This window comes from Actinomadura madurae (assembly GCF_047130825.1).
Taxonomy (GTDB): domain Bacteria; phylum Actinomycetota; class Actinomycetes; order Streptosporangiales; family Streptosporangiaceae; genus Spirillospora; species Spirillospora madurae.
Window position 1 is genome coordinate 8,216,636 of sequence record NZ_CP083237.1, and the last position, 22,674, is coordinate 8,239,309.

At 66.8% G+C, this 22,674-nt stretch carries 23 protein-coding genes and 3 pseudogenes; 24 read left to right on the top strand and 2 right to left on the bottom strand.

Annotated features, from left to right (window positions below):
• Positions 1-273: 273 nt before the first annotated feature.
• The 6 genes and pseudogenes from K8Z49_RS38160 to K8Z49_RS38185 all read left to right on the top strand — a co-directional run bounded on the left by K8Z49_RS38160 (position 274) and on the right by K8Z49_RS38185 (position 6,287).
• A pseudogene (locus K8Z49_RS38160) lies at positions 274-1,512 on the top strand (IS3 family transposase).
• Positions 1,513-1,527: 15 nt separating this feature from the next.
• On the top strand, positions 1,528-2,460 hold the full coding sequence (locus K8Z49_RS38165; protein WP_412521255.1) for a DNA methyltransferase: 933 nt from the start codon (positions 1,528-1,530) through the stop codon (positions 2,458-2,460).
• A 202-nt stretch (positions 2,461-2,662) separates the two neighbouring features.
• Positions 2,663-3,118, top strand: a pseudogene (locus K8Z49_RS38170) (hypothetical protein); the annotation flags it as partial.
• A gap of 452 nt (positions 3,119-3,570) precedes the next feature.
• Positions 3,571-3,741 (top strand): annotated as a pseudogene (locus tag K8Z49_RS38175) (recombinase family protein); the annotation flags it as partial.
• A 131-nt stretch (positions 3,742-3,872) separates the two neighbouring features.
• The gene (locus K8Z49_RS38180) at positions 3,873-4,718 is read left to right on the top strand and encodes a hypothetical protein (RefSeq protein ID WP_412521346.1); all 846 of its coding nucleotides are present in this window, start codon (positions 3,873-3,875) and stop codon (positions 4,716-4,718) included.
• Positions 4,719-4,781: 63 nt separating this feature from the next.
• The gene (locus K8Z49_RS38185) at positions 4,782-6,287 is read left to right on the top strand and encodes a DUF3883 domain-containing protein (protein WP_412516468.1); all 1,506 of its coding nucleotides are present in this window, start codon (positions 4,782-4,784) and stop codon (positions 6,285-6,287) included.
• Between the two features lie 63 nt (positions 6,288-6,350).
• Here K8Z49_RS38185 and K8Z49_RS38190 read toward each other — a convergent pair whose 3' ends face one another.
• Positions 6,351-8,333 (bottom strand): ATP-binding protein, encoded by a 1,983-nt coding sequence (locus K8Z49_RS38190; protein WP_412516469.1) that lies wholly within the window; start codon positions 8,331-8,333, stop codon positions 6,351-6,353.
• A 286-nt stretch (positions 8,334-8,619) separates the two neighbouring features.
• On the opposite strand from K8Z49_RS38190, the gene K8Z49_RS38195 reads away from it, so the two are divergent.
• Positions 8,620-9,453, top strand: a complete 834-nt coding sequence (locus tag K8Z49_RS38195; RefSeq protein ID WP_412516470.1) for a hypothetical protein — start codon at positions 8,620-8,622, stop codon at positions 9,451-9,453.
• Positions 9,454-9,510: 57 nt separating this feature from the next.
• Here K8Z49_RS38195 and K8Z49_RS38200 read toward each other — a convergent pair whose 3' ends face one another.
• Complete coding sequence (locus tag K8Z49_RS38200) at positions 9,511-10,176, bottom strand: GntR family transcriptional regulator (protein WP_412516471.1); 666 nt, start codon at positions 10,174-10,176, stop codon at positions 9,511-9,513.
• A gap of 164 nt (positions 10,177-10,340) precedes the next feature.
• Between K8Z49_RS38200 and K8Z49_RS38205 the strand changes: the two genes are divergently transcribed.
• The 17 genes from K8Z49_RS38205 (at position 10,341) to K8Z49_RS38285 (ending at position 22,585) form a co-directional block, all read left to right on the top strand.
• Positions 10,341-10,487: a hypothetical protein gene (locus tag K8Z49_RS38205; RefSeq protein ID WP_021593495.1), complete on the top strand. Its 147-nt coding sequence runs from the start codon at positions 10,341-10,343 to the stop codon at positions 10,485-10,487.
• Between the two features lie 6 nt (positions 10,488-10,493).
• On the top strand, positions 10,494-10,928 hold the full coding sequence (locus K8Z49_RS38210; protein ID WP_412516472.1) for a WhiB family transcriptional regulator: 435 nt from the start codon (positions 10,494-10,496) through the stop codon (positions 10,926-10,928).
• A complete protein-coding gene (locus tag K8Z49_RS38215) occupies positions 10,928-11,593 on the top strand; it encodes an NUDIX domain-containing protein (RefSeq protein WP_412516473.1) in 666 nt (221 codons plus the stop codon). Before K8Z49_RS38210 ends, K8Z49_RS38215 begins: the two co-directional genes overlap by 1 nt.
• Before the next feature lies 1 nt (position 11,594).
• The gene (locus K8Z49_RS38220; protein WP_412516474.1) at positions 11,595-12,065 is read left to right on the top strand and encodes a transcriptional regulator; all 471 of its coding nucleotides are present in this window, start codon (positions 11,595-11,597) and stop codon (positions 12,063-12,065) included.
• Positions 12,062-12,325 (top strand): hypothetical protein, encoded by a 264-nt coding sequence (locus tag K8Z49_RS38225; protein WP_412516475.1) that lies wholly within the window; start codon positions 12,062-12,064, stop codon positions 12,323-12,325. The genes K8Z49_RS38220 and K8Z49_RS38225 overlap by 4 nt, the downstream gene beginning before the upstream one ends.
• Complete coding sequence (locus tag K8Z49_RS38230) at positions 12,322-12,735, top strand: RRQRL motif-containing zinc-binding protein (protein ID WP_412516476.1); 414 nt, start codon at positions 12,322-12,324, stop codon at positions 12,733-12,735. Before K8Z49_RS38225 ends, K8Z49_RS38230 begins: the two co-directional genes overlap by 4 nt.
• The gene (locus K8Z49_RS38235) at positions 12,732-12,989 is read left to right on the top strand and encodes a hypothetical protein (RefSeq protein ID WP_412516477.1); all 258 of its coding nucleotides are present in this window, start codon (positions 12,732-12,734) and stop codon (positions 12,987-12,989) included. The genes K8Z49_RS38230 and K8Z49_RS38235 overlap by 4 nt, the downstream gene beginning before the upstream one ends.
• Positions 12,986-14,278, top strand: coding sequence for a DUF2637 domain-containing protein (locus K8Z49_RS38240; protein WP_412516478.1), 1,293 nt, complete (start codon positions 12,986-12,988; stop codon positions 14,276-14,278). Before K8Z49_RS38235 ends, K8Z49_RS38240 begins: the two co-directional genes overlap by 4 nt.
• A complete protein-coding gene (locus tag K8Z49_RS38245; protein WP_412516479.1) occupies positions 14,275-16,530 on the top strand; it encodes a cell division protein FtsK in 2,256 nt (751 codons plus the stop codon). Before K8Z49_RS38240 ends, K8Z49_RS38245 begins: the two co-directional genes overlap by 4 nt.
• 142 nt (positions 16,531-16,672) lie before the next feature.
• Positions 16,673-16,942, top strand: a complete 270-nt coding sequence (locus K8Z49_RS38250; RefSeq protein ID WP_412516480.1) for a hypothetical protein — start codon at positions 16,673-16,675, stop codon at positions 16,940-16,942.
• Between the two features lie 148 nt (positions 16,943-17,090).
• Positions 17,091-17,444: a hypothetical protein gene (locus K8Z49_RS38255; protein ID WP_412516481.1), complete on the top strand. Its 354-nt coding sequence runs from the start codon at positions 17,091-17,093 to the stop codon at positions 17,442-17,444.
• Complete coding sequence (locus K8Z49_RS38260; RefSeq protein ID WP_412516482.1) at positions 17,441-18,430, top strand: DNA cytosine methyltransferase; 990 nt, start codon at positions 17,441-17,443, stop codon at positions 18,428-18,430. Before K8Z49_RS38255 ends, K8Z49_RS38260 begins: the two co-directional genes overlap by 4 nt.
• A gap of 35 nt (positions 18,431-18,465) precedes the next feature.
• Entirely contained in the window at positions 18,466-18,711 is a 246-nt protein-coding gene (locus K8Z49_RS38265; protein ID WP_412516483.1) for a hypothetical protein, read from the top strand.
• The gene (locus K8Z49_RS38270; protein WP_412516484.1) at positions 18,699-19,649 is read left to right on the top strand and encodes a bifunctional DNA primase/polymerase; all 951 of its coding nucleotides are present in this window, start codon (positions 18,699-18,701) and stop codon (positions 19,647-19,649) included. The genes K8Z49_RS38265 and K8Z49_RS38270 overlap by 13 nt, the downstream gene beginning before the upstream one ends.
• The gene (locus tag K8Z49_RS38275; protein WP_412516485.1) at positions 19,646-20,824 is read left to right on the top strand and encodes a DUF3631 domain-containing protein; all 1,179 of its coding nucleotides are present in this window, start codon (positions 19,646-19,648) and stop codon (positions 20,822-20,824) included. The genes K8Z49_RS38270 and K8Z49_RS38275 overlap by 4 nt, the downstream gene beginning before the upstream one ends.
• 202 nt (positions 20,825-21,026) lie before the next feature.
• Entirely contained in the window at positions 21,027-21,221 is a 195-nt protein-coding gene (locus tag K8Z49_RS38280) for a helix-turn-helix transcriptional regulator (RefSeq protein WP_412516486.1), read from the top strand.
• A complete protein-coding gene (locus K8Z49_RS38285; RefSeq protein ID WP_412516487.1) occupies positions 21,218-22,585 on the top strand; it encodes a tyrosine-type recombinase/integrase in 1,368 nt (455 codons plus the stop codon). Before K8Z49_RS38280 ends, K8Z49_RS38285 begins: the two co-directional genes overlap by 4 nt.
• Positions 22,586-22,674 lie beyond the last annotated feature (89 nt).

Sequence of the window (22,674 nt, forward strand, 5' to 3'; positions counted from 1 at the left end):
TAGGGGCGGCGGCAGCCGGCGCATCTGCGTCCAAAACCGGTTGTGGCGGCGCCGCTGTTGAGGTCGCGGGCGGTGAGGCGTCCGGTGTGTCCGGTGCAGCAGGGGGACGGCGTGTCGATGACCGAGCCCCTAGCGTAGGCCGGCTGGATCCTTCCCTCGTGCGGGCTGCCCAGCCGGTCTTCGCCGTAGCCGATCGGGGGTGGACTCCACCGGGTTCGGTGAAGTCCTTCAAGCCAGTCATGATCTTTGCTGGCAGGGAGGAGAATCATCGCGATGGCTGCACCACGCAAATACCCCCAGGAGCTCCGGGACCGGGCGGTGCGGCTGGCGCTGGAGTCCGACCGTCCGATCGCGCAGATCACGGCCGATCTGGGCATCCACCGCGAAGCTTTGCGCACTTGGGTGCGGCAGGCCCAGGCCGACGCCGGCCAGCGCCCTGAGCAGCTCACCAGTGCTGAGCGTGAGGAGCTCAAGCGACTGCGCAAGCAGAACAACGAGCTCAAGCGCGCCAATGAGATCCGCAAAGCGACCTCTGCGCCTTTCGCCGCCGAGCTCGGCCAGCCCCGGACGAAGTAGTCATGGTGGTCGACCACCTGCGTCCGCTTCGGGGCCGAGCCGGTGTGCCGGGTCTTGGACCTGTGCCCGGGCACCTACTACGGCCGCAAACGCCGCCCGCCGTCCGCCCGCCGTCCGCTCGCGCCCAGCGCGACGCGGTGCTGATCGAGCAGATCACCGACGTCCATCAGGCCACCTACGGCACCTACGGCACCTACCGCGCCTACCGCGTGCACAAGCAGCTGCGTCGCCAGGGCGTGCAGGTGGCGCGGTGCACGGTGGAACGGCTGATGCGCGCCCGCAGCCCGCAGGGCGTACACCGCCACGACCGCCAGCGCACCACCACACCCGACCAGACGGCACCACAACCCCCGGACCTGGTCAACCGGCAGTTCACCGCCGACCGGCCAGACCGGTTGTGGCTGGCCGACATCACCTATGTGCGCACCTGGGAGGGGCGGGTGTACGTAGCGTTCGTCCTGGACGCCTTCACCCGCCGCATCGTGGGATGGCAACTGGCCGACCACCTGCGCACCGACCTGCCGCTGGACGCGCTGGAGATGGCGCTGAGGCAACGCGGCCGCAAACGGCCCGTCCAGCCCGGCACCCTGATCCATCATTCCGACAGGGGCTGCCAATACGTCAGCCTCCGTTACACCACCCGGCCGTCCGACCTGGGCGCGACCGCCTCGGTCGCCTCGGTCGGCTCGGTCGGCTCGGTCGGGCGATTCATATGACAACGCGATGGCCGAGTCGCTGAACGCCACGTTCAAGACCGAGCTGATCCACCGCCGCACCTGGCGCACCCGCGACCAGGTCGACTACGCCATCGTCGAACGGGTCGGCTGGTACAACCACCGCCGACTGCACACCGCCATCGGCGACGTCCCACCCATCGACTACGAGACCGCCTACTACCGTTCCATCAACACACCAGCGCCGACCAGCGCCAGGTAAACCGGACTTCACCGAATCCGGTCGACTCCAGACCCGCAGCCACGCGATACGGCCGCAGGTACGCCGACCCTCTACGGCCGCGAGCCCACACCGGCTCTCTACCTCGCCGCCCTCCGCCGCCTCTTCGCCCAAGTCCACCGCGTACTGAGCGAGCAAGGGACCGCCTGGTTGATCACCAGCGACCGCTACGCCGGCCAGACCGGTTGGGACGGCCCGCCCGAAGGCAGGCACCGTCGCCGGATCCGCGACCACGCGATGACCGGCGTGCCTGCCACTTCCCTGATCGGCCTGCCCTGGCGCCTGGCGTTCACCCTCCAAGACGATGGATGGATCATCCGCAACGCCATCGTCTGGCACCAGCCCACCCTCGGCCAGACCTTGCCAGCCGACCGGTTCACGCTCTCCTACGAGCTGATCTTCCTGCTGGTCAAATCGGACCGGTACCACTTCGACCGTGACACCTTCCGTCACCCCCTGGACCGCCCGTCCGCCGAACTCGACCACAATCCGGCCACCGAACACGACCGCGAGGGGTTTGCGCGTCACTCCGGCCGGCAGCACAACCGGCGGCATGCTGACCGGCACAGCAGCGCCATGAGCTGCAGAGGAAGCAGCAATTGCCGCAACCGACGCCGTGCGGCACGACACCCGCTGAAGCGGCAAGAACCTGGAACGTTGCCGCTCGAACCCATAGGCGACGTCTGGTCGCTGCCGCCACGACCGCAACGGCACACCCTACCGATCGAGGCGCCGCTCGCCTGCATTGCCGCCGGATGCCACCCAGACGGCACCGTCCTGGACATGTTCGCGGCAGACGCCACCACTGGGACCGCCGCCCAGCAACTCGGCCGCTCCTTCACCGGCGTGGAACAGAGCAAGGAGCTATGCCGCGCCGCCAAACGCAGACTCCGGGAATCCGGTGGCCGCGGACATGATGAGCCCCAATGACCCGCCGGGCACAGAAACCTAACCTTTCGGCTAGGTGTCCTGAGTTGAACAGCCAATATTCTGCCCAGTCCCAGGATGTTCTCAGCGCTGACCAAGATCATGTGCGTTCCATCTCGACGCGCATTGAGTTTGTCGCTGTAGGCGGCGGCGAGGGTGAGGCGCTGGAAGCCACTCAGCTCGCAGTCATCCGAGAGATTCTTCAATGGCTACATCGGCACGCCGATCTCAAGAGGTAGACGGTCAACACCGAGAACGCGGCACTGGAGACGTGGTGCTGCCCTGGCTCGGTCCGGACGATGAGGCTAACCCTCTTGACGGTGCGTCCCAGGCCGGACTGTCCGTACCCGTCGCCTGGCTGGGGCGCACGTCCACCGATGATCAGCAGGATCCATCGCTGTCGCTGCCGCGGCAGCTACGCAAGTCCCGGGAGGCGTTGCCCAGCGGCTACGTCATCGTCGCGCACTTCTATGACGTGGAGTCCGGCCGCAAGGATCTTGACGAACGCGGCTATGGTCGTGCCCACGAGCAGTTCGCCATCGCAATTCCCCGCGACGGCGGAATTCAGGACCTACTGGCAGAGGCGGCGCAGGCGGACCGGCGGTTCGTAGCGGTTATCTGTGAAGGAATCGATCGCGTAGCCCGCCGTACCTACTTCGGCACAAAAATCGAATATGAGCTCGAACAGCATGGAGTTCCCCTGCTGGCTGCGAACGAACCCATGCTTCCTGATTCCGGGAAGGGGCATCGGTCTCGTAAGCGTGCAGCTCCTATTCTTACAAGACGGATCAATCAAGCCATTGCCGAATGGTATGTTCTGCAGATGCTCGAACTGTCATGGGATGGTTTTTGTGAGCACACCGAGCAAGGCTGGAACATCGGACGGCCACCCTATGGATACCTGGCCGACAAGTGTCCTCACCCGGTGCCGGCCAGACGCTCGGAAGGCAAGACCAAGACACGGCTGATCCCCGATCCGGCCAAGGGCCCCACTGTCACAACGATCTTCCAACTACGGGCATTGCAGCGCCTCGGATACGACGACATCGCCGACCGGCTCAACGCCGACGTCAACAGCCATCCGCCTCCCGAGCCGGTCGATCCCGTCGTGCAGTGGGCCGCTGGACCGGCTCGGCCATCCGCGGCGTCCTCACCAACCCCAAGTACACCGGCTACATGGTCTGGAACCGCCGCGCCACCAAGAAGGGCGGACGCCACAACCCGGCAACCGAGTGGATCTGGTCACCTCGCCCCACCCACGAGCCGCTGGTCACCAAGGACCTGTTCGAAGCCGCCTCTCCCGTGGCACACCACCGTCAGGGATCGCGCCCACCAACGCCGCCAGCACACACCCCCAGACCAAGCGGTCCTACAGGCTTCGCTCCTATGTCTCCTGCGACCTGTGCGGCCGGAGGATGTTCGGCAAGACCCGCCACGGCATCGCCTACTTCGCCTGCCAACCCGAACGGCAGCATCACAAGGACCGCGCCGACTGGTACAGCGAGCATCCCAAAAGCCTCTGGGTCCGCGAGGATGTCCTGCTGGACGGCGCACGTCACTTCTTCGCCGAGCGGATCTTCGGACCCCGCCGGCAAACACACCTTCGCGACCAGCTCCGACGCTCAGCCTCGGCACGCGCGGATTCCGTCACGATCAAGCGTGGCAAGCAGCTCAAGCGGGAACTAACCGACCTCCAGCGTCGGCAAGACAACCTGATCACCCAACTGGAGACCTTCGAGTCGACGGGCGACGCCGATGCCGACCGTGACTACCGCCAGTCCGTCCAACGGCGCTTCGCGGAGCTGACGGCCACCCGACGGGCCAAACAGGCCGAGCTAGATCAACTCAACGCCGATACGTCCCCGGGCGGCGACGATGCCGATCTTCTCGATCTCATCCCGCACTTGCCGCTCAACCTGTCCGAGCTGTCTGAGGATCTAGAGCGTCGGCTCTTCGATGCCTTCCAGCTGCAGATCCGCTACAACCGGACCCGCCACGAGGCCACATTCCGAGTGACCGTGCGAGCAGATACGGTGAAGATGCTCATCAGAGCCACCGAGAGCGTCACTGAGCGAGGGCCTGACATGCAGAGGGACGACGACCAACAAGCCAGCCGGTCGTTCCCATCTTCTAGGTGCCCCCTGCAGGATTCGAACCTGCGCACACGGCTCCGGAGACCACCACCGATCGGCGCGTCTACCTGCACAAATACCCTCCGTGAGACAACGATCGGACGCAAATGGAACACGCTGCGCCGCTGAAGGCAATCGCGAGCATTGCCCTTAGCCACCCAGATGTCCCCTCCCCGTGGCAAGGTGTGCCCCATGCGAGCCGTAGATGATGACGGTCGAGTGCTTGATGCCGTGTACACGATCGAGACGGAGCCCGATCGTGGGCTGCTGTCGTTGGTGTTGGAGAGCGGCTCGGGCGCCTCGACCAAGCGTGCTCCGCGGAACGTGGACTACCGGCCGACGTTGCGACTGCTGCTGGAGCGGCTCAAAGCTCGGGGAGCCGCGCTGGAGGATGGGTTGGTGGACTCACGGGTGACCCGTTCGCTACCCGAAACCGAGCGTCGCCTGTTCACCGAACGGATTCGGCTGGCCGACGTGCACGATGTGGAGGCGCTGCGCCGGCGTCTGTGTACCACACAGATGACCGTAGGCCAGGCTCCGAGCGCCACCAAGGGTGGTAATTCAACGAAGCGCATCCGGTTGCGGCTGACGGTCCCCGGCTACACCTCGGCGGACGCCGCACGCTTAACCACCGACTTGGCTACGCCCACATTGAAGAAAGTCCGGACCGTGTTTACGCCGCCGACTGGCGCGCTGAACCGGTGGTGGGAGGAAGACCCAACGGAGCGGTTCTGGATGGAGATCACTGACCGTCCCGACCTGGGCAGCAACGTGCGAGCTTTGCAGCGCAACGGCACCGGTGGGGAGTTCTGGTCCTACTCCCTTGTCACCGAGATCAAGCCCGGTGACCTGGTGCTGCACTGGCACAAGACTTTGCATGACCAGCCAGGCATCGTCGGCTACTCCACCGCCGCAGACGGTCCCTACGACGACCAATTGGTCTGGGACGCGCGTTGCAGCTACGGCCAGCAGCGCCCCGCCAACACCGAACCCCAACCGGCCTGGCGGTATGAGCTGACCGGCTACACCCCGTTGGCCGCTCCGATCGGTCAACAGAGCCTCCGCCCGCTCGAAGCACAGCTTCGTGCCATCAAGAGCGATCTGGAAGCACGTATCGACGGTCCGTTGTACTTCCCGTTCGTCTTCTCTCCGAACCGGCCGCTGCGCACCGCACAGGCATACCTGGTCAAGGTCCCCGGCGCAGTCCTTGACCTGCTTCCCGATCTGGCTGGTCTCACCCGCTCCACGCCAACTACCGGCGGGCTGAGGCGTACGTTGGCTGCGCAGTCGCGGCCACGCTCAAGCACGGGTGCCGGTTACGTAGCCGACCCGATTCTGCGCAAGGCCATCGAGGAACATGCCGTTCGCCGTGCCCGTGACCTCTACCCCGAACATGACATCACCGACGTGGGCGCTATCTGCTCCTACGACCTGCTGGCTGTCAAAGGCGATGAAGAGAGGCACATTGAGGTCAAAGGCTCTACCGGAACCGCGGAGACCGTTGAACTGACCACCAATGAGGTCACACATGCGCGAAGTGCGCTTACTGACTTGGTCGTTGTGGATCAGATTACCTGGCTGCGTCAATCCGACGGCAGTATCCACACCAGTGGAGGACGCTGCCGCCATTGGACAGCCTGGAAGCCGAACGAACACGACCTTCAACCCACTCGCTATCGCTACACAATTCCCCGATAGTGGCCTAAGAAGTCGCCACTGCCATCGCCTAACCTCCAGTGGTGTGAGGGCGGCTCGGCTCGCCTATGTGGAATCGGCTTCTTTTGCAATCTCGTTCAGGAGACGGCGGATGTTGTCGAGTTCCCCTTGCTTTTCCAGGTATTCGCGATAAGCTGCGCTCGAATTTCGTAGCAATTCATCGTACTTAAGTACTCGTATGTTCGCTGCTTCCAGCATTTTCCTCGATTGATTTTTGCCAGTGACCCTATTCCAGTCCCTCAAGTCGCGACCCACAACGCAAATGACTTCCACTGGCTCTTCAATCCCAGAATCGCTCAGATACAACTCTAGGGCATTCTTATATTTGTCCACCTGCTCTGCGAGCTGATAGCTGCTCACGGTAACTGAATAGCGCTTGAGTTCAACGATCACATGGACGCCGGTAACTCGCTTATAGCGGATATCGATACGAGATGCTTGCTCCTCCTTGGTGAGTTTAGCGTTGATCTTCTGGAATGCCTTTCCCACCTTCTCTTCCATGTGTCGATCAGTTGCCCGTTCCCATGACGGATCGAGCAACCAAAGATTTTCATAAAGATGCTCCTGAAGAATTCGTTCAAGTGCATCTTCATCGATGTAGTCGTCGAGCTTCTTGATTACACCCAGCCTCTGCGAAACAATCTGGTGGTACAGCAATGCCTCAATATGCTCGACATCGGTAAAAACTTGAGAGATGGCGGCGAGGTCTTCGGGCGATACTTCATCCAGGGCCTCTAGAGCGTCTTTGACCCTGAGTGACTCGAAAGCTAGCACTGAGTGAGCGAAGAGCTCGCGGCGCTCCTTCTCATCTCCTACTGATACCTGGTTGATTTTTCCGAACAGTTTTCGAGCCTTCTTCTGAGTTCCGGTTCCCAGCGTTTCAAACCATTCATCGATGGCAGGGTCTCGGCGCGCAACACTTGTACCGGCTCGGTCGCGCAGCTTTCCCCAGTCGGTCTTTATCCTAGAAAGCTCGCTGCTCAACCATACAATCAGCTGTCGATATCGAGGGTCATCCTCAATGATGCGCTGCCGACTACTTGTGGCAATGTCCGCTTCATTATCTAGATCTAGGAAGTCGCAGTGAAGCTCTCCGATCAGATAGGATCGGTAATGGCTGCTTTCGCTCAGCTCTTCAAGGACATCCTCGTGCGCCAGCTTGCCACGCACCATCAATATGACTTTGTTGAGGTTGTCGCCCGTCTCGGGTTCGCGGAGATCAACAGGGGTGGCTGTAGTCCCTATCCATCCCCATATCTTGTTGTCAGGGTTGTCCAAGGACGGCTGGGCTATGGTGGCCCTCTCTGCTCGCGTAAAGCGGCGTTTTGATTCCTGGGCGCGCGCTTCATCCTGATCAAAAATCCAGACGTACTGAAGCTTATTGAAGTAGCCACGATCGGTTATCTGCACCTCCTTCTGATTTACGAAGAGGCGAAAGCCGTGCTCGGCGCCGATTACGGAGAATCTGCGTGCCAGTCTTTGCCTTAGTCCGAATTCTGTTTTAATCAATTCTTTCTTCAGGTTGCTGAGGATGATGCGGGTGCCTTGCGAGAAGTCGATGGCTGACGAGTCGAGTGGCTCAGGGTGGTAGGTATTGCCCGCCTTGATCGCCTCGCGTACATCATTCAGCCTCATTCGGAGGGCATTTTTCTCGCCATCTTTGGTTGTGTAGATATCTATAGTCTGAGCCACGGAAAAAAGAGAAAGCTTGCCAATTCCTTTTCGACCCATTACGGGGCGTCTGTATTTGACCGTGAGTGCCCCGCCAGGTTCATTTCTTCTCTCGAAGCCGACATTGAGAAATCGCTCATTAATGTCGTCCCGTGTCATGCCCATGCCATCGTCAAAGATGGAAACAGTGCTCTTCTGGCGGTCGATATCGATATGCACTGTACTGGCATCGGCGTCATATGCGTTCGCCACAACTTCGGACAGAACGGCAGGTATGTTGCTATACAGGTTCAAGCCGAGATGATTCAATACATTGAGGCTAACGGTCATCTCGTATGGATCGGGACTCTGCTGCATCAGTCCAGGGTAGTGCCCTGTGTCTCTTGAGGCTAGAAGGTGCCGTGGACGGGCAAGGTGATCAAGGGGATGGTCCAGATGGGGTCGCCAGCGGCACGCGTGGTGGTAGCCATGAGTCGGATGTCGGCGCGGAGCGGCGGAGCAGTGTGGGAGGACGGCCCTGCGCAGACGCGACGCTAACAGCGGTCTGGACGCCGAGGAGGCGCCGCAGTCTGGAGGCGTCACTCACCACCTTGGTCTGGGGCAAGACCTAGACCGTTCGTGCCCACTGCGAGAAACTTGCAGCATGGCCAAGCTGACCTTGACATCAAGTCGTTGGGACGAACTCACTGCACTGCTGAAGGATGAGCAGACGCTTCGGGCCAAGTACCCCAAGGTGGCCGAGTACCTAGACACGGCCATTGGGCTGACGGGCACTGGTGACGAGCATGCCGACGCACAGTTCGACTTGCGGTTCGTGCATTATATGACTGGCGGCAAATCCGTTAGCTCCAACCCATATTGGGACATCGTTGAACCGTTCGTCGTTGAGTGCGACGGCCGTCGTGTAGTCAATGGTGGCCAGCCGGCAGGAAGCGCGCGACTTGCTTTCGCGCAGATGCTTTTGCAGGCAACTTACGCGTATGCAATACCCGCCCCGCAGACCATCGAATGGATGGCGGGTTTCTGTGCGAACCTCCCGATCGTGGAACTCGGAGCCGGGCGGGGCTATTGGGCGGGACAGTTGGCTCACTCGGGAGTGATTGTTGACGCGTATGACTCAGAGCCGCCGGACATGACTAGGAACGCCTCATTCCCCGGAGCGGTAGGCCTGGCAGACATCTGGCATCCTGTAGGGAACCTGACTGAGTTCGCGAATCGCGTGCGACCGGCGAATTACGCGCTCTTTCTCTGCTGGCCGCCTGGCTGGGGAGACACAATGTCGTCAGAGGCGCTTACGTTGTTCGAGGACGCCGGAGGCGAGCGGCTCGTCTACATCGGGGAGCCGAAGGGCGGTAAGACGGGCAACGATGCCTTCTTCGACGCGCTGTCTGCTCGCTGGATGCTGGACTCTGTAGATCCACACTTCGTATCGTGGTGGACAGACGCAGACGTGGCTCAGGGCTGGGTTCGAACCTAATCTAGTGCATAACAAAGGGGTGCCGAACGAGCCGGCACCCCTTTGTTATGTGAGCCCCTACTTGAGGGCCATGCGGAACACGAACGCGTCGTAGCGGTCACGGGGATATGAGATGTCGGAGAGCATGATGATGCGGTCGTCGGTGGACAGGAACCGCTGGTGAACCGTCTTGACGAGGTCGCCGGGCGTAGTCCGTAGCCACTCGGCGTGCCCCTCCGTCGGTAGCTGGTCGGAGATCGTCTCTTCCAGGTAGGCAGCCTCCGAGATGCCGGCGACGTCCAACGGCTGGTAGGTGTCTGAGATCGAGATCGGGCGCCCGTTCTCGGTGGCTCGGGTGATGATGTGGTTGATCTCCTGCCCCGCCGGTACGCCAAGGGCCTCTGCGAGGTCCGTTGTGGCGGGGATTTGCTGAGTCTCTCGCTCTACCTGGATCTGTTGATCAGACTCGTTCTCGAAGGACCGTTCGGCGCTCTCCATCTGGCGTTCAGGAGACACGCGAACGAGGTTCGGGCGATCGGCGACGAAGTTGCCTCGCCGCCGTACGGAGCGAACGAGGCCCTGGCTCTGGAGGAGTTCGAGGGCCTTCCGAACCACGATGTCCGAGACTCCGTGCTCCTGGGCGATCTCGGCGTAGCTCGGTAGCTGGGTGCGGGGTGCGAGCTCACCCCGTCGGATGCGTCGGGCGTACTCGCCTGCGATGCGGACGTAGGCCGGTTCTGCCACTGCGTGATCAACCCCTCGCGTCTTCGGTGACTCCTTTTCAGCGTATACGCATCATCGTATGCCTAGGGCTTGTGCGTATACGAAGCTACGTATACGCTACTACCTAGTGACCTGCTTCACACGGCAAGTCGCCGCAGTACCCGGCAGGTGACCAGGAGGTTTCGGTGTTCCCGCAGAAGTCCAGCAGCATCCCGCAGTGGCTCGCCGGCATCGCGGTCGCGATCTTCGCGATCAACAACCCGGAGAAGGCCGCCGCGCTGGTCAACCAGGTGATTCACGCGATCACGACGTTCTCGGGCTCGCTGGGCTGACCAGCGATGACCGTCCGCCACACGCAGACGCTCGCCCTCGGCGCACAAGCCACCAAGCACGCCGCCGAGGGCCGCTCACCCCGATCTCTCACCAACGCTCACGAGGTGCCCGTGTCCCGTTCTGTGTCCCCGTTCGCTGCGCTGGCCGGTGCCGACCTGCGTGGCGAGCCAGTTACCGGCGCGCAGTGCCGGTTTGACCCCGACCTGCACACCGGCCCGGACGCCGAGGAGTCGCCGGACGAGCGCGCGGCCCGCGAACTGGTCGCCGCCGAGGTGTGCGAGTCCTGCCCGCTGCGCGCCGCGTGCCTTGACCTGGCGCTGCGGATCCGCCCCGAGCACGGGGTGTGGGCCGGCTTCACCGCCGCCGAACTCGCCACCCTCGCCGACCTCGACACCGCCGACCCCCACCCGGCCGCCCTCGACCTGAACGAGGTGGCGTGATGACGACCCGCACCTACACCCACCCCGACGTGTTCACCATCGGCGTCCGCGACGGCTGGGCCGACCCTGAGACCGACCCGACACGGATCGACTGGACGGCGCGTCAGGCATCCGCCGCGATCCCGTTTGAGGTGATCGACGGGCGCCCGGTCAACCCGTGTGAGAAGACCTCGGTGCGCTACGGCCGCAACGAGCTGGGGCACTGGGGCGAGGCGCTGGCCGCCGACGCGCTGGTGTCGCTGTCCGCCCCGGGCGCCCGCCGGTGGATCCTCATGGTGGAGCGCGGCGACGGGCACGGCTGGGCACTGCCCGGCGGGTTTGTCGACCCCGGCGAGACCCCGACCGCCGCCGCCGCGCGGGAGCTGGAGGAAGAGACCGGCTTCGCGCTGCCCGCCTCGTACTTCACGGCCACCGCGCCGCGGTACGTGCCCGACCCCCGCGCCTCGGATGAGGCGTGGATGGTCACCGTGATGTGCACGGCCCACCTGGGACGCTTCGACCGCCTGGACTTCCCGCGGGTGGCCGGCGCCGACGACGCCCACCGCGCCGAGTGGGTACCGGCCTCCTCCTACAACGTCCTTGTCGCCGTGCTCGACGAGGTCTACGACGGCCAGGTGTTCCCCGCGCATGTCGGCATGCTCCGCACGGCGCTGGGGGTGGCCTGAGATGTTCGGCGCTGACCCGATCGTGTTCCCCGCCGTGTTCGCCGCGCTGTACGCCGCGCACGAGGTGGGGGACCACTGGTTGCAGACGCACGGGCAAGCGTGCGGCAAGGGTGCCCGCGGCTGGCGCGGCCGGATCCTGTGCGCCCGGCACGTCGCCACCCTGACCGCCGTCAAGGCCGCCGCGCTCGCCCTCACGGCCGTGGTGCTGGGATTGCCGGTCAACCCCTACGCCGCCGCGGCCGCGCTGGCGGTGGACGCGGTCTCGCACTACTGGGCCGACCGGCGTTCCACGCTGCTGGCGCTGGCGGACTGGCTGGGCCGCACCATCCTGCCCGGCAAGGGCGAGTTCGCCCGGCTCGGGGACGGCGCCGCCGCCCCGACCGGTACCGGCGCCTACGCCCTCGATCAGTCCTGGCACATCGGCTGGCTGTTCGCCGCCGCGCTGCTGGCCTCGCTGGGGGTGTCGGCATGACCGCCCTGATTCTGTCGCTGGCCGTGCTCGCCGGTCTGTGCTGGCTGACCCTGTCGCCCGTCCGCCTCGCCGGCGCCGGTGTGGTGCTGCTGATCACGCACCCGGTTCCGACGTTCGCCCTCACCGCCGTGGTGACCGTCGCGTTGACGGTGGCCGCCGCTCGGATGGCGTACCGGTCGCTGCGTGAGGACGGCTGGTGTCTGGTCACCGTCCAGCGGCCCGCGTTCGCTGTGAGCCGTGCGGGAGGTGTGGCCGCATGACCCGCCGCCGTAGCCCCGCCCGGTTCTTCGACCCGCCCGGCGCCCGATACGGGATCCCCACGTGGCCGTGGCAGATGGCGCCCGAGCATCTGCGCACCCGCCGCCAGCTTGCCGCCGAGGGGCTCCGGCCCGGCGGTCAGGAGATCGCCGGTCAGGTGCTGTGGAACTCGCGCCGCTACAACGCGCCCGGTGGGGTGCGTGCGGCCTACCTGTACGACGTGCGCCTGGCGCTGCCCAAGCGCGTCCCGTCCGAGAATCAGCGCGTCGCCCTCGGCAAGGCGCTGGCCGCCCGGCGGCACTGCCCGACCTGCCGACGCGACGCCGGTTACGTCCTGCCCCGCCACCTTGGCACTTGCCTTGAGTGCGCCGAGGTCGCCGACCTCGGCGAGGCGGAGGTGACCGCGGCATGATCACGCCCTCGCCCACGACCGTGTCCGCCCCCGTCTACGCCGCGCCGCGGCGGCCGCTGCTCGCCGGTCCGGTCAAGCGCTGCCCGGTCTGCTGCGTGCCGTTGGACGGCGGCCCGGTCCGGTTCCGCTGTGAGCCGTGCGGACAGCCGGTGATGGCCGCCGACCTCGACACCGAATTTCGCGCGGCCAGCGACCGTCCCGGCGTCGACTCCGACCCGGTCCGGACCGTCCGCGTTGGGAGGCACCCCGCATGACCGCCACACCGTTCCACGTCCCGGCGAACCTCGGCGCACAGGCCACCAACCCGCACGCCGCCGAACACGTCGCCATCCCGCTCCGACCGCTGACGCCTCCCAACGAGGCACCGACTGACCTGCCCGCCTCGCCGCCGACCGTGCCCGACCACGCCGTGACCGCGAAGGACGGCCCGTCGCAGGGGCGTGCGCTCACCAGTAACGAGTTCACCGCGGTTGCCGTGGTCGCCGCGCTGGTGACCGTGCTGGGGCTGTTGGGTTTCGTCAACAGCTTCGCCGCGGTCGCCGATGCCGCCCGCCCGTCGTTCGGGCGCCTGGCATGGTCGGTGCCCCTCGGTATCGACCTGGGCATTGCGATCTTCGCCGCCCTCGACATCGTCCTAGCCCGACTCGACATGCGCGTTCGGTGGCTGCGGTTCATCCCGTGGGCGCTGACCGCCGCGACCGTCTACCTCAACGTCGCCGAGGAAGCGACGGTGTTCGGCCGCATCGCGCACGCCGTGCTCCCGGCGCTGTGGGTGTGCGCGGTGGAGATCGCCGCGCACGTGATCCGGATCCGCGCCGGCATCGCCGCCGGAACCCGCATGGACGGTATCCGCGCCTCACGGTGGATCCTGGCGCCCTGGCCCACGCTCAAGCTGTGGCGCCGGATGGTGCTGTGGGAGATCCGCTCCTACCCCGACGCCCTGAGCCGCGAACGCGCCCGCGTGCTCGCCCTGACCGACCTACAGGACACCTACGGCCGGTGGGCATGGCGCCGCCGCGCACCCCGCCGCGTCCGCGCCCTGTACCGACTTGGTGACCTCGCCCCCGCCCCTCTGCCTGGTGGGTCGGCCGCCGAGGTGACCGCGGCTCCGTCCGCCGGACTGGTTATGGACCGGCCGGGCGTCGCCGAGGTGGACCGTCCGGCTCTGCAGTCCGGACCGTCCGCTACGTCGACCGGTGGACCGTCCGGCACCCGGTCCGCGCCGCGCAAGCGGACGGGGGCACCCAAGGGGGGAGGCGGTCCCGCTGGACGGTCCGCGCGACCGTCCCGCACCCGCAAAGCGGCCAAGACCGCGCCGCCGGACGTGGACGACCTCATGCCGCTGGGCTGGCGCATCGCCGCCGACCTGGCCGCCGCCGGTGAACCCCTGACCCGCAACAGCCTCGCCGCGCGGCTGCGTGCCGCTGGACAGACCGCCGGCAACGCCCGCGTCGGCGCCCTGCTGGCCCGCCTCAAGACCGAAGCACCCACCGACACCGCGATCAACGCCGCCCCGGCCGCCGAGGGAGAGAACGCATCATGAACCACGCCAAGGCCATGGGCGAAGTCGTCCGCCTTCCCGTCCCGCACGCCGACCACACCGCCGCCGACCCGGCGCCCGACCTCGATGCCCCGGCCGCCGGGCCCGGCGACGCTGGCGCCGGTAACCCGCCGACCGACCCGCCGCGCCCCATGCCGTTCGGCGACCCCGACGACCACGACGCGGACGGGGACGACGGCGAGGCGATCGAGGGCCGCGTGCTCGTCGACCGCCCCGACACCTTCCGGCCGGACGTGCGCGCCCGCCGGACGTCCAGCGAGCGTGCGCAGCGCCGCCCGATCATCGCGCCATGGATGCGCGACCGCAGCGAGGCCAAGGCCACCGTGCGGTGGGCGGTCGGATACGCCGGGCACGTCACCGGCTACCACGCCGCCCGGATCCCGCTGTACTCGCTGCGGCTGGCCATGCGGTCACCGCGCGGGCTGTACCGGGTCATCGCTGGGACCGGCCGGTGGACGTTCGATCTGGAGTCGCGTCCGCTGCGCACGCACGCCATCGACCGCCGCAACGATGACGCCTACCTCAAGCTGATGAGCGAACGCAACGACCGGGTACGCGCCCGCCTGTTCGTCACCGGCGCCGGTGTCGTCGGGACCGGGCTGGCCGCCGCGTCGGTGGCCGCCGCCGGTGGCGTCACCCAAACCGCCGTGCTGGCCGCGCTGGTGTTCCTGCTGGGCTGGATCGGTACCCCCACCGACCGCCGCATCCTCGACACCGCCGTCGTGTCGACCAAGGCACCCAAACTCACCTCGGAAATCGTGGTGCGAGCGCTGGCCTCCCTCGGCAACGCCGAGATCAACAAGGCCGTCGGCAAGGGCGGATCCGGCATCACCTTCCCCGCACCGATCACCCGCGACGGCCCCGGCTGGCGCGCCGAGGTCGACCTCCCGTACGGCGTCACCGCGACCGACATCATGGAACGCCGGGACCGCCTGGCGTCCGGGCTGCGCCGGCCGCTGGGGTGCGTGTGGCCCGAACCCGCCCACGACCAGCACGCCGGACGGCTGGTGCTTTGGGTCGGTGACCAGGACATGAACCAGGTCAAGCCGACCGCCGGTCCACTGGTCAAGGGCGCCCGCGTGGACCTGTTCACACCGGTCCCGTTCGGCACCGACCAGCGCGGACGCCCCGTCACCGTCGAACTGATGTACGCCAACGCGCTGTTCGGCGCGATGCCCGGCATGGGCAAGACCTTCGCCCTGCGCGTGCTCGCCCTGGCCGCCGCCCTCGACCCGACCGCCGAACTGCGGGTCTACGAACTCAAGGGCACCGGTGACCTGTCGGCTATGGAGAAGGTCGCCCACCAGTACGGATCCGGGCAGGATGACGAGACTCTCGCCGCGTGCCTGGAGGCGCTGCGGGAGGTCCGCAAGGACCTGGAACGCCGCGCCAAGGCGATTCGCAAGCTGCCCAAGGACATCTGCCCCGAGAACAAGGTCACCCCCGAGTTGGCCGGCAAGCGGTCGCTGGGGCTGTTCCCGTCGGTGTTCATCCTGGACGAGTGCCAGAACCTGTTCGCGCACCCCGACTTCGGGGATGAGGCCGCCCGGCTGGCCGTCGACATCATCAAACTCGGCCGCGCCCTCGGCGTGATTCTGCTGCTGGCCACCCAGCGGCCGGACAAGGACTCGCTCCCGACCGGTGTCTCGGCGAACGTGGGGCTGCGGTTCTGCCTGAAGGTCATGGGCCAGACCGAGAACGACATGATCCTCGGCACCTCGATGTACAAGAACGGGATCCGCGCCACCACCTTCACCAAGAAGGACAAGGGCATCGGCTACCTCGCCGGCGAGGCCGACGACCCGCAGATCGTCCGCGGCTACTACATCGACAACCCGGCCGCCGACCGCATCGCCGACCGCGCCCGCGCACTGCGCAAGGCCGCTGGCACCCTGACCGGCATCGCGGCCGGGGAAGACCCCACCCCGGCCGCCGACGACGGCGCGTCACTGCTGGAAGACCTCGCCGCCGTCATGGCCCCCGGTGAGGACAAGGCGCACTCCCAAGTGCTCGTTGACCGCCTCGCCGAGCTACGCCCGGCCGCCTACGGGCCGTGGGCCGACCTCGACCCCACCGGCAAGGCCCGGCAACTCGCTGCTGCGCTCAAGCCGTACGGCATCGGCACCCCGCAGGTTTGGGGACAGGACGAAACCGGCAAGGGCCGCAACCTCAAGGGCGTACACCGCGAACACGTCATCGACGCCCTCAACGCCACCCGCCGCACCGGCCGGTAGACCGCCGCCGCGCCTCTAGGTCTAGAGGCCACCACCTCTAGACCTAGAGGCCCCTCTAGACACCCAATCCCACGCTGACCAGTGATCTAGCGCCTAGACCCCTCACCTGCGACAACCCCAGAAACCGCCCTGGGAGGCACCTGTGAGCCCCCTCCTCGCCACCGCTAGCCACACAACCCACCCGTCTGGCGCCTGGCTGCTCTTCGCCATCCTCGCCGCCGTCGGCTACCTGCTCCACTGCGTGATCTGGCCGTATCGGGCCTGCCGTAAATGCGACGGCGCCGGACGGTTCCGCTCCCCGTCCGGCCGCGCCTGGCGCTACTGCAACCGCTGCGGCGGCCGCGGCGCTCAACTCCGCACCGGCCGCCGCATCTGGACCCACCTCAAGAACATCGACCGCAACCGCCGCTGAACACCCGACCGGCCCCGGCGGCGCCGCCGACCGCCCGACAGCAAGACGGGCGGCCCGGCGCACAAGCCACCAAGCACGCCGCCGGACCGCCCTACCCCAACCGCTCACGTGCCCCAACGAGGACCCGCGAAATGGAGGTCCATCCATCATGACGCACAACCCGGCCGGCGTCCCGCCCGTCGAGCAATGGCCCCTGCTCACCCCGCCCGACTGCCCCACCTGCCAACGTCCCACCGGCACGGCATGGATCGGGCCCGCCACCATGGCCAACGGCGCCGAGGTCAACGTCTGGCACTGCCGCGCCTGCCCCGCCGACTGGGCCATCCCCGTCATCCACTGGCCGGTGCTGGACGGCCCTGAGTGCCCGTTCTGCCTAACCCCGGTCACCTGCTGGGCCGCGCTCGCCCCCGACGCCCTCGGCGACCTGTGGACCTGCGAGCACGGGCACGAGTTCGTCCTGACCCCCGAGGGGCTCGTCATCCCTCCCCAGGACGTCCCATGAATGCCCCGCCACCATTGGCCCTCGGTTCGCTGTGTTCGGGTTACGGCGGGCTGGAACTGGCCGTCGCCGAGGTGCTCGACGTCGCCGCGGTGTGGGTCGCCGATTCGGCGCCCGGCGCCGCCGCTGTGCTGGCCCACCGGTTCCCCGGCGTGCCCAACCTCGGCGACCTGACCGCCGCCGACTTCGGCCAGGCGCCGCGCGTGGACGTTCTGTGCGCCGGGTTCCCCTGCCAAGACCTGTCCTACGCCGGCGGTGGTGCCGGTATCCGCGAAGGGACCCGTAGTGGACTCTGGTATGCCATCGCCGACGCCGTGGGCGTCCTACGACCCCGCTACCTCATCCTGGAGAACGTCGCAGCCATCGTTGCCCGGCGTCCCGGACTCGACGTCGTGCTCGCTGACCTTGCCCGACTCGGGTTCGCTGCTGAATGGGCGTGTGTACGCGCGTCCGACGTCGGCGCCCCCCATGAGCGCGCCCGCTGGTTCCTGCTTGCCGCCGACCCCGCAGCCGATGCAGCCGGCGCTGTTGCCGACCCCGCGCACCTCCGACACCAACGGTCCCGGAATCCGTGGGGCTGGCGGCTTGGACCTGCGCACCGCCGTGGCGCTGCTACCGACCCCGGCCGCGCGGGATGGCAAGGGCACCGACCTGCCCTCGCGAAGGGGTGGCCCGTCCCTTCCGACCCTGCTGTGTGGGGCCGCTACGCCCCCGCCATCGCGCGGTGGGAGCACATCACCGGCCGAACAGCTCCTCATCCCACTGAACCCACCGGACGCGACGGAGCCCACCGACTGAGCCCCCGCTTTGTCGAGTGGCTCATGGGACTGCCGGACGGATGGGTCACCGACGTCCCCGGACTGTCCCACACCCGCCAACTCACCCTGTTGGGCAACGGCGCCGTTCCTCGCCAGGGCACCGCCGCCCTGGCCGTGCTCGCCGACCGCCTCGCCGCCCACCAGCCGGCCGATGGGAGGAACGCCGCATGACTCGCCCGGCCAGGCCCGCCACACCCGTGACCCGGATGACCGCTGAGTTGTGCCGAGGGGATGCGATCTACGTACGCGGCATCGGCACCGTGCCGGTCGTCGGCGTGCTGCCGCTCCCGCGCGGTCAGGTGCTCATCATGCTGGCCCGTGACGACCTCGCCGTGATCAGCACCCCGGCCGCCGAGTGGGAAGCGCTCTGCCCCGATGCGCCGGTGGAGTTCCTCGCCCGCGTCACCTTCTGCTCAACCTGCCGAGGGGTGGGCCGCACATGCCGACTCTGAGGACCAACCCGGCCAGCCTCGCCGAGGCGGCGCTGGCGTGCGCCGCGCGCGGCTGGCACGTCTTCCCGCTACGCCCTGGCGACAAGCAACCGCTGCCGGGGTTCACCGACTGGGAGGCCAACGCCACTATCGACCCCGTCCGGATCCGGGCGTTCTGGAGCCGCGGCCCGGCGTTCAACGTCGCGGTTGCGTGCGGCCCGTCCGGGCTCCTCGTGATCGACCTCGACAGGCCCAAGCCTGGCGAGATCCCGCCGGACGAGTGGGCCATGCCGGGGGTCAACGAGGGCGCCGACGTGCTCGCCGTCCTGGCCGAGCGGCACGGCCAAGCGTTTCCGCTCGACACCTTCACCGTGACCACCCGCCGTGGCGGGATGCACCTGTACTTCACCGCGCCGCCCGGTGCCGAATTGCGCAACACCTCCGGCCGGTACCGCACTGGTCTGGGATGGCTGATCGACACCCGCGCCGCCGGCGGCTATGTCGTGGCGCCCGGCAGCTATGTGGACCTGCCCGACGGCACCGGTGCCTACCGCATCGCCAACGAGGTACCGCCCGCCCCGCTTCCGGCATGGCTGGCCCACCTGCTCACCACGCCGCCCGCTCTCCTCTTGAGTGCCCCAAGCGTTGCCGGGATGGTCGCCGACTTGCCCGCCTACGTTCAAGCGGCACTCAAGGGGGAGGCCGAACGGGTCACCTCGGCCGTGACCGGTGGCCGCAACCACGCCCTTAACAAAGCCGCCTACAACCTCGGCCGCCTTGCCGGCGCCGACGTCCTTGACGCCGACCTCGCCGGATCGGTGCTGTACGAGGCCGCCGCCGTCCACTTCTGCACCGGCCCCAACGCCTTCACACCCGCAGACGCCCGCGCCACCATCCGTTCCGCGCTCACCGCCGGCGCCCGCAACCCGCGCACCATCACTAGGGGGAACGCCGCATGACCAACGCACCCGACGACCGTCCGCCGATCAACGGCGCCGAGCTACTTGACGCCGTCCGCGAGGCGTTGACGCGCTACGTCGTCCTGCCGAGTCCGCAAGCCGCCGACGCCGTCACGCTGTGGATCGCCGCGACCCACGCTCAACCGGCGTGGCCGCACGCGCCACGGCTGGTGATCCGGGGTCCGGAGAAACGGTGCGGCAAATCCCGACTGTTGGACGTGACAGAGGCGACGTGTCACGTCCCGTTCATAACCGTAAATTCCTCGCCGGCCGCGGTCTACCGGTCCATCACCGACGATCCGCCCACCCTGCTCGTGGACGAAGCCGACACCATTTTCGGCCCTAAAGCCGAGGGCAACGAGGATCTACGCGGACTGCTGAACGCCGGACATCAACGCAACCGGCCCGCCAAGCGGTACGACGCCAACGCCAACCGAGTCGAGTCCATCCCCACCTTCGCTATGGCCGCGCTCGCCGGAATCGGCGCCATGCCCGACACCATCGAAGACCGCGCCGTAATCATCCGAATGCGCCGCCGCGCACCTGGCGAAACCGTCGCGCCATTCCGGTACAAGCGCGACCGCCCCCCGCTCCGCCAACTGGCTACCGACCTCGCCGCATGGTTGCGCGCCGACCTTGCCAGCCTCGAAGCCGCCGAACCCGCAATGCCGGTCGAAGACCGCGCCGCCGACACCTGGGAACCTCTCGTGGCCGTCGCCGACCATGCTGGCGGACATTGGCCCGAACGCGCCCGCGCCGCCGTTCTCGCCCTTACCGCCGAAGCCGACGACAACGGCGAGATGTCCACCCGGCTCCGTCTGCTCACCGACTGCCGGACCGCATTCGGCACCGACACCGCCCTACCCACCGCCGTCCTCCTCGACCGGCTCAAAGCCGAGCCCGAAGCGCCATGGGACGACTACGGCCCCAACGGGCTCACCGCAATGAAACTCGGCACCATCCTGCGCGAATACGAGATCAGATCCGACACCATCCGTTTCCAGACCGGACAAGCCAAGGGCTATCGACGCGCCGACTTCACCGACGCATGGGCGCGCTACTGCCCCGCCGACGACACCCCGTCCGGCGATGCCGGACCGGCCACCGTCCTGCCCTTGCCGGGGGTAGGCCGTACCAGCCGTACCAGCCTCAATTTCGCAGGTCAGACCCAATGAGGCTTACCCGCCTGGTACGGCTCAAGCCGTACCACCCCACCAAGCCGTACCGCACCTGACCAGGAAAAACGAGGCTGGTACGGCTGGTACGGCTACCCCTCCCACCACCGTCACGCCTACGCCGGCGCACAAGCCACCAAGCCCGCCGCCGGCGGAGGCCACCCCACCCACTCACGCCGCTTCGCGGAGGTGCATTCCCGCTATGGCCAAGAGGTCAGGCACGTGGATCACGGTCCCCGAAATTCTCGAAGAACTCGACATCACACGTCGGACGTGGCAACGGTGGCGCGCCCTCGGAAAAACGCCGCCCTGCACCGTCCTGCCCAACCGCAAGCTCCGAATCCGCCGAGTCGACTTCGAGAACTGGCTTTCCAGCCTTGAAGAGAGGGCCGCGTGAACAAGAGTTACGACGTCCGGTTCTGGAACGTCACGGTAAAGAAGGGCAGGAAACGGCCCTACGTCCTGCGCTGGCGAGTGGGCGGCAAGGTTCAAACCAAGCCGTTCACTACCCAGGAACTCGCCAACAGCTACAAATCGGAACTCATCCAAGCCGCGAGGCGAGGCGAGGCATTCGACATCGAGAGCGGTCTACCCGAGTCCATGGTTCGCGCGGCCCTGTCTGTGAGCTGGTATCAGCATGCGCGGGACTACGTAGACGACCGATGGGACAAAGTGTCCGCCAAACAACGCATTTCGATCGCCGAAACGCTCACTGCCGTGACGGTAGGACTCACGGCCAACCACAAGGGAGCGCCCGACACGGAGACGCTGCGGAATGCGCTTCGCCGCTGGGAGTACAACAAGAATCGGCGTGAGGCCAAGCAGTCCGCCGAGGTGGCCGCCGCGCTCAACTGGGTCCGCAAGGCATCCGTACCGCTGGCGGACTTCGCCGAGTTCGAGGGCATCACACTTGCCCTCGGCGCCTGCGCTCGAAAGCTCGACGGGACCCCGGCCGCGGCGAGTTACTACGCCCGGCGCCGCCGCGTTCTCTACAACGTGCTCAAGTACGCCGTTCAACGGAAGCGCCTCGTATCGAACCCAATCGACGGTCTCGACTGGAAGCCGACCGAAGAAGACGACGTGTGGGAAGAAGTAGACCCGACCGCCGTCCCTTCGCCGCGCCAAATGACGGAACTCCTCACGGCGGTTAGCTACGCCGGACCTCGGCGAGGCCCTCGAATGGTCGGGTTCTTCGCGTGCGTCTACTACGCGATGATGCGGCCCGGCGAGGTCGTCTCTCTGCGCGAATCCGATTGCGAGTTGCCTGCGACGGGATGGGGGCGGCTGATGCTCGCTGGTTCCAAGCCCTCAGTCGGAACCGAGTGGACCGATTCGGGGCAATACCACGATGACCGCGGGCTCAAAGGACGGAACCGCAAGGCCAAGCGGCCGGTGCCGATCCCGCCGGAACTCGTCCGGATCCTGCGCGACCATATCCACCGGTATGGCGTTGCCCCGGACGGTCGCCTGTTCCGCACGGAGCGCGGGGGAGTGCTGCTCCCGTCCGGCTACGGGCGCACGTGGCACAAGGCGCGCACGCTCGCCCTGACGCCCGCCGAGGAAGCTTCGGACCTCGCCCGGCGCCCGTATGACCTACGGCACGCTGGCGTCTCCCTGCGGCTCAACGCCGGCGTCCCGCCCACCCAGGTTGCCGAGTGGGCTGGCCACAGTGTGGAGGTGCTGTTGAAGATCTACGCCAAGGTCATCGCCGGTCACGACCATGTATGGGAGGCGCGCATAGACGATGCCCTCGGCGGCTAGGCGCTGGAACACAAATGGAACACGCGCCGTGGCATACGGCGTCCCGTGGTGGCATCTGATGTCACATGGTCCATGAACGACAAGAGCCG

Coding starts and splice junctions, on each gene's coding strand:
- K8Z49_RS38180 (WP_412521346.1), top strand. CDS start 3,873: ATGTTCGGCAAGACCCGCCACGGCATCGCCTACTTCGCCTGCCAACCC.
- K8Z49_RS38185 (WP_412516468.1), top strand. CDS start 4,782: ATGCGAGCCGTAGATGATGACGGTCGAGTGCTTGATGCCGTGTACACG.
- K8Z49_RS38190 (WP_412516469.1), bottom strand. CDS start 8,333: ATGCAGCAGAGTCCCGATCCATACGAGATGACCGTTAGCCTCAATGTA.
- K8Z49_RS38195 (WP_412516470.1), top strand. CDS start 8,620: ATGGCCAAGCTGACCTTGACATCAAGTCGTTGGGACGAACTCACTGCA.
- K8Z49_RS38210 (WP_412516472.1), top strand. CDS start 10,494: ATGACCGTCCGCCACACGCAGACGCTCGCCCTCGGCGCACAAGCCACC.
- K8Z49_RS38215 (WP_412516473.1), top strand. CDS start 10,928: ATGACGACCCGCACCTACACCCACCCCGACGTGTTCACCATCGGCGTC.
- K8Z49_RS38220 (WP_412516474.1), top strand. CDS start 11,595: ATGTTCGGCGCTGACCCGATCGTGTTCCCCGCCGTGTTCGCCGCGCTG.
- K8Z49_RS38225 (WP_412516475.1), top strand. CDS start 12,062: ATGACCGCCCTGATTCTGTCGCTGGCCGTGCTCGCCGGTCTGTGCTGG.
- K8Z49_RS38230 (WP_412516476.1), top strand. CDS start 12,322: ATGACCCGCCGCCGTAGCCCCGCCCGGTTCTTCGACCCGCCCGGCGCC.
- K8Z49_RS38235 (WP_412516477.1), top strand. CDS start 12,732: ATGATCACGCCCTCGCCCACGACCGTGTCCGCCCCCGTCTACGCCGCG.
- K8Z49_RS38240 (WP_412516478.1), top strand. CDS start 12,986: ATGACCGCCACACCGTTCCACGTCCCGGCGAACCTCGGCGCACAGGCC.
- K8Z49_RS38245 (WP_412516479.1), top strand. CDS start 14,275: ATGAACCACGCCAAGGCCATGGGCGAAGTCGTCCGCCTTCCCGTCCCG.
- K8Z49_RS38255 (WP_412516481.1), top strand. CDS start 17,091: ATGACGCACAACCCGGCCGGCGTCCCGCCCGTCGAGCAATGGCCCCTG.
- K8Z49_RS38260 (WP_412516482.1), top strand. CDS start 17,441: ATGAATGCCCCGCCACCATTGGCCCTCGGTTCGCTGTGTTCGGGTTAC.
- K8Z49_RS38265 (WP_412516483.1), top strand. CDS start 18,466: ATGACCGCTGAGTTGTGCCGAGGGGATGCGATCTACGTACGCGGCATC.
- K8Z49_RS38270 (WP_412516484.1), top strand. CDS start 18,699: ATGCCGACTCTGAGGACCAACCCGGCCAGCCTCGCCGAGGCGGCGCTG.
- K8Z49_RS38275 (WP_412516485.1), top strand. CDS start 19,646: ATGACCAACGCACCCGACGACCGTCCGCCGATCAACGGCGCCGAGCTA.
- K8Z49_RS38280 (WP_412516486.1), top strand. CDS start 21,027: ATGGCCAAGAGGTCAGGCACGTGGATCACGGTCCCCGAAATTCTCGAA.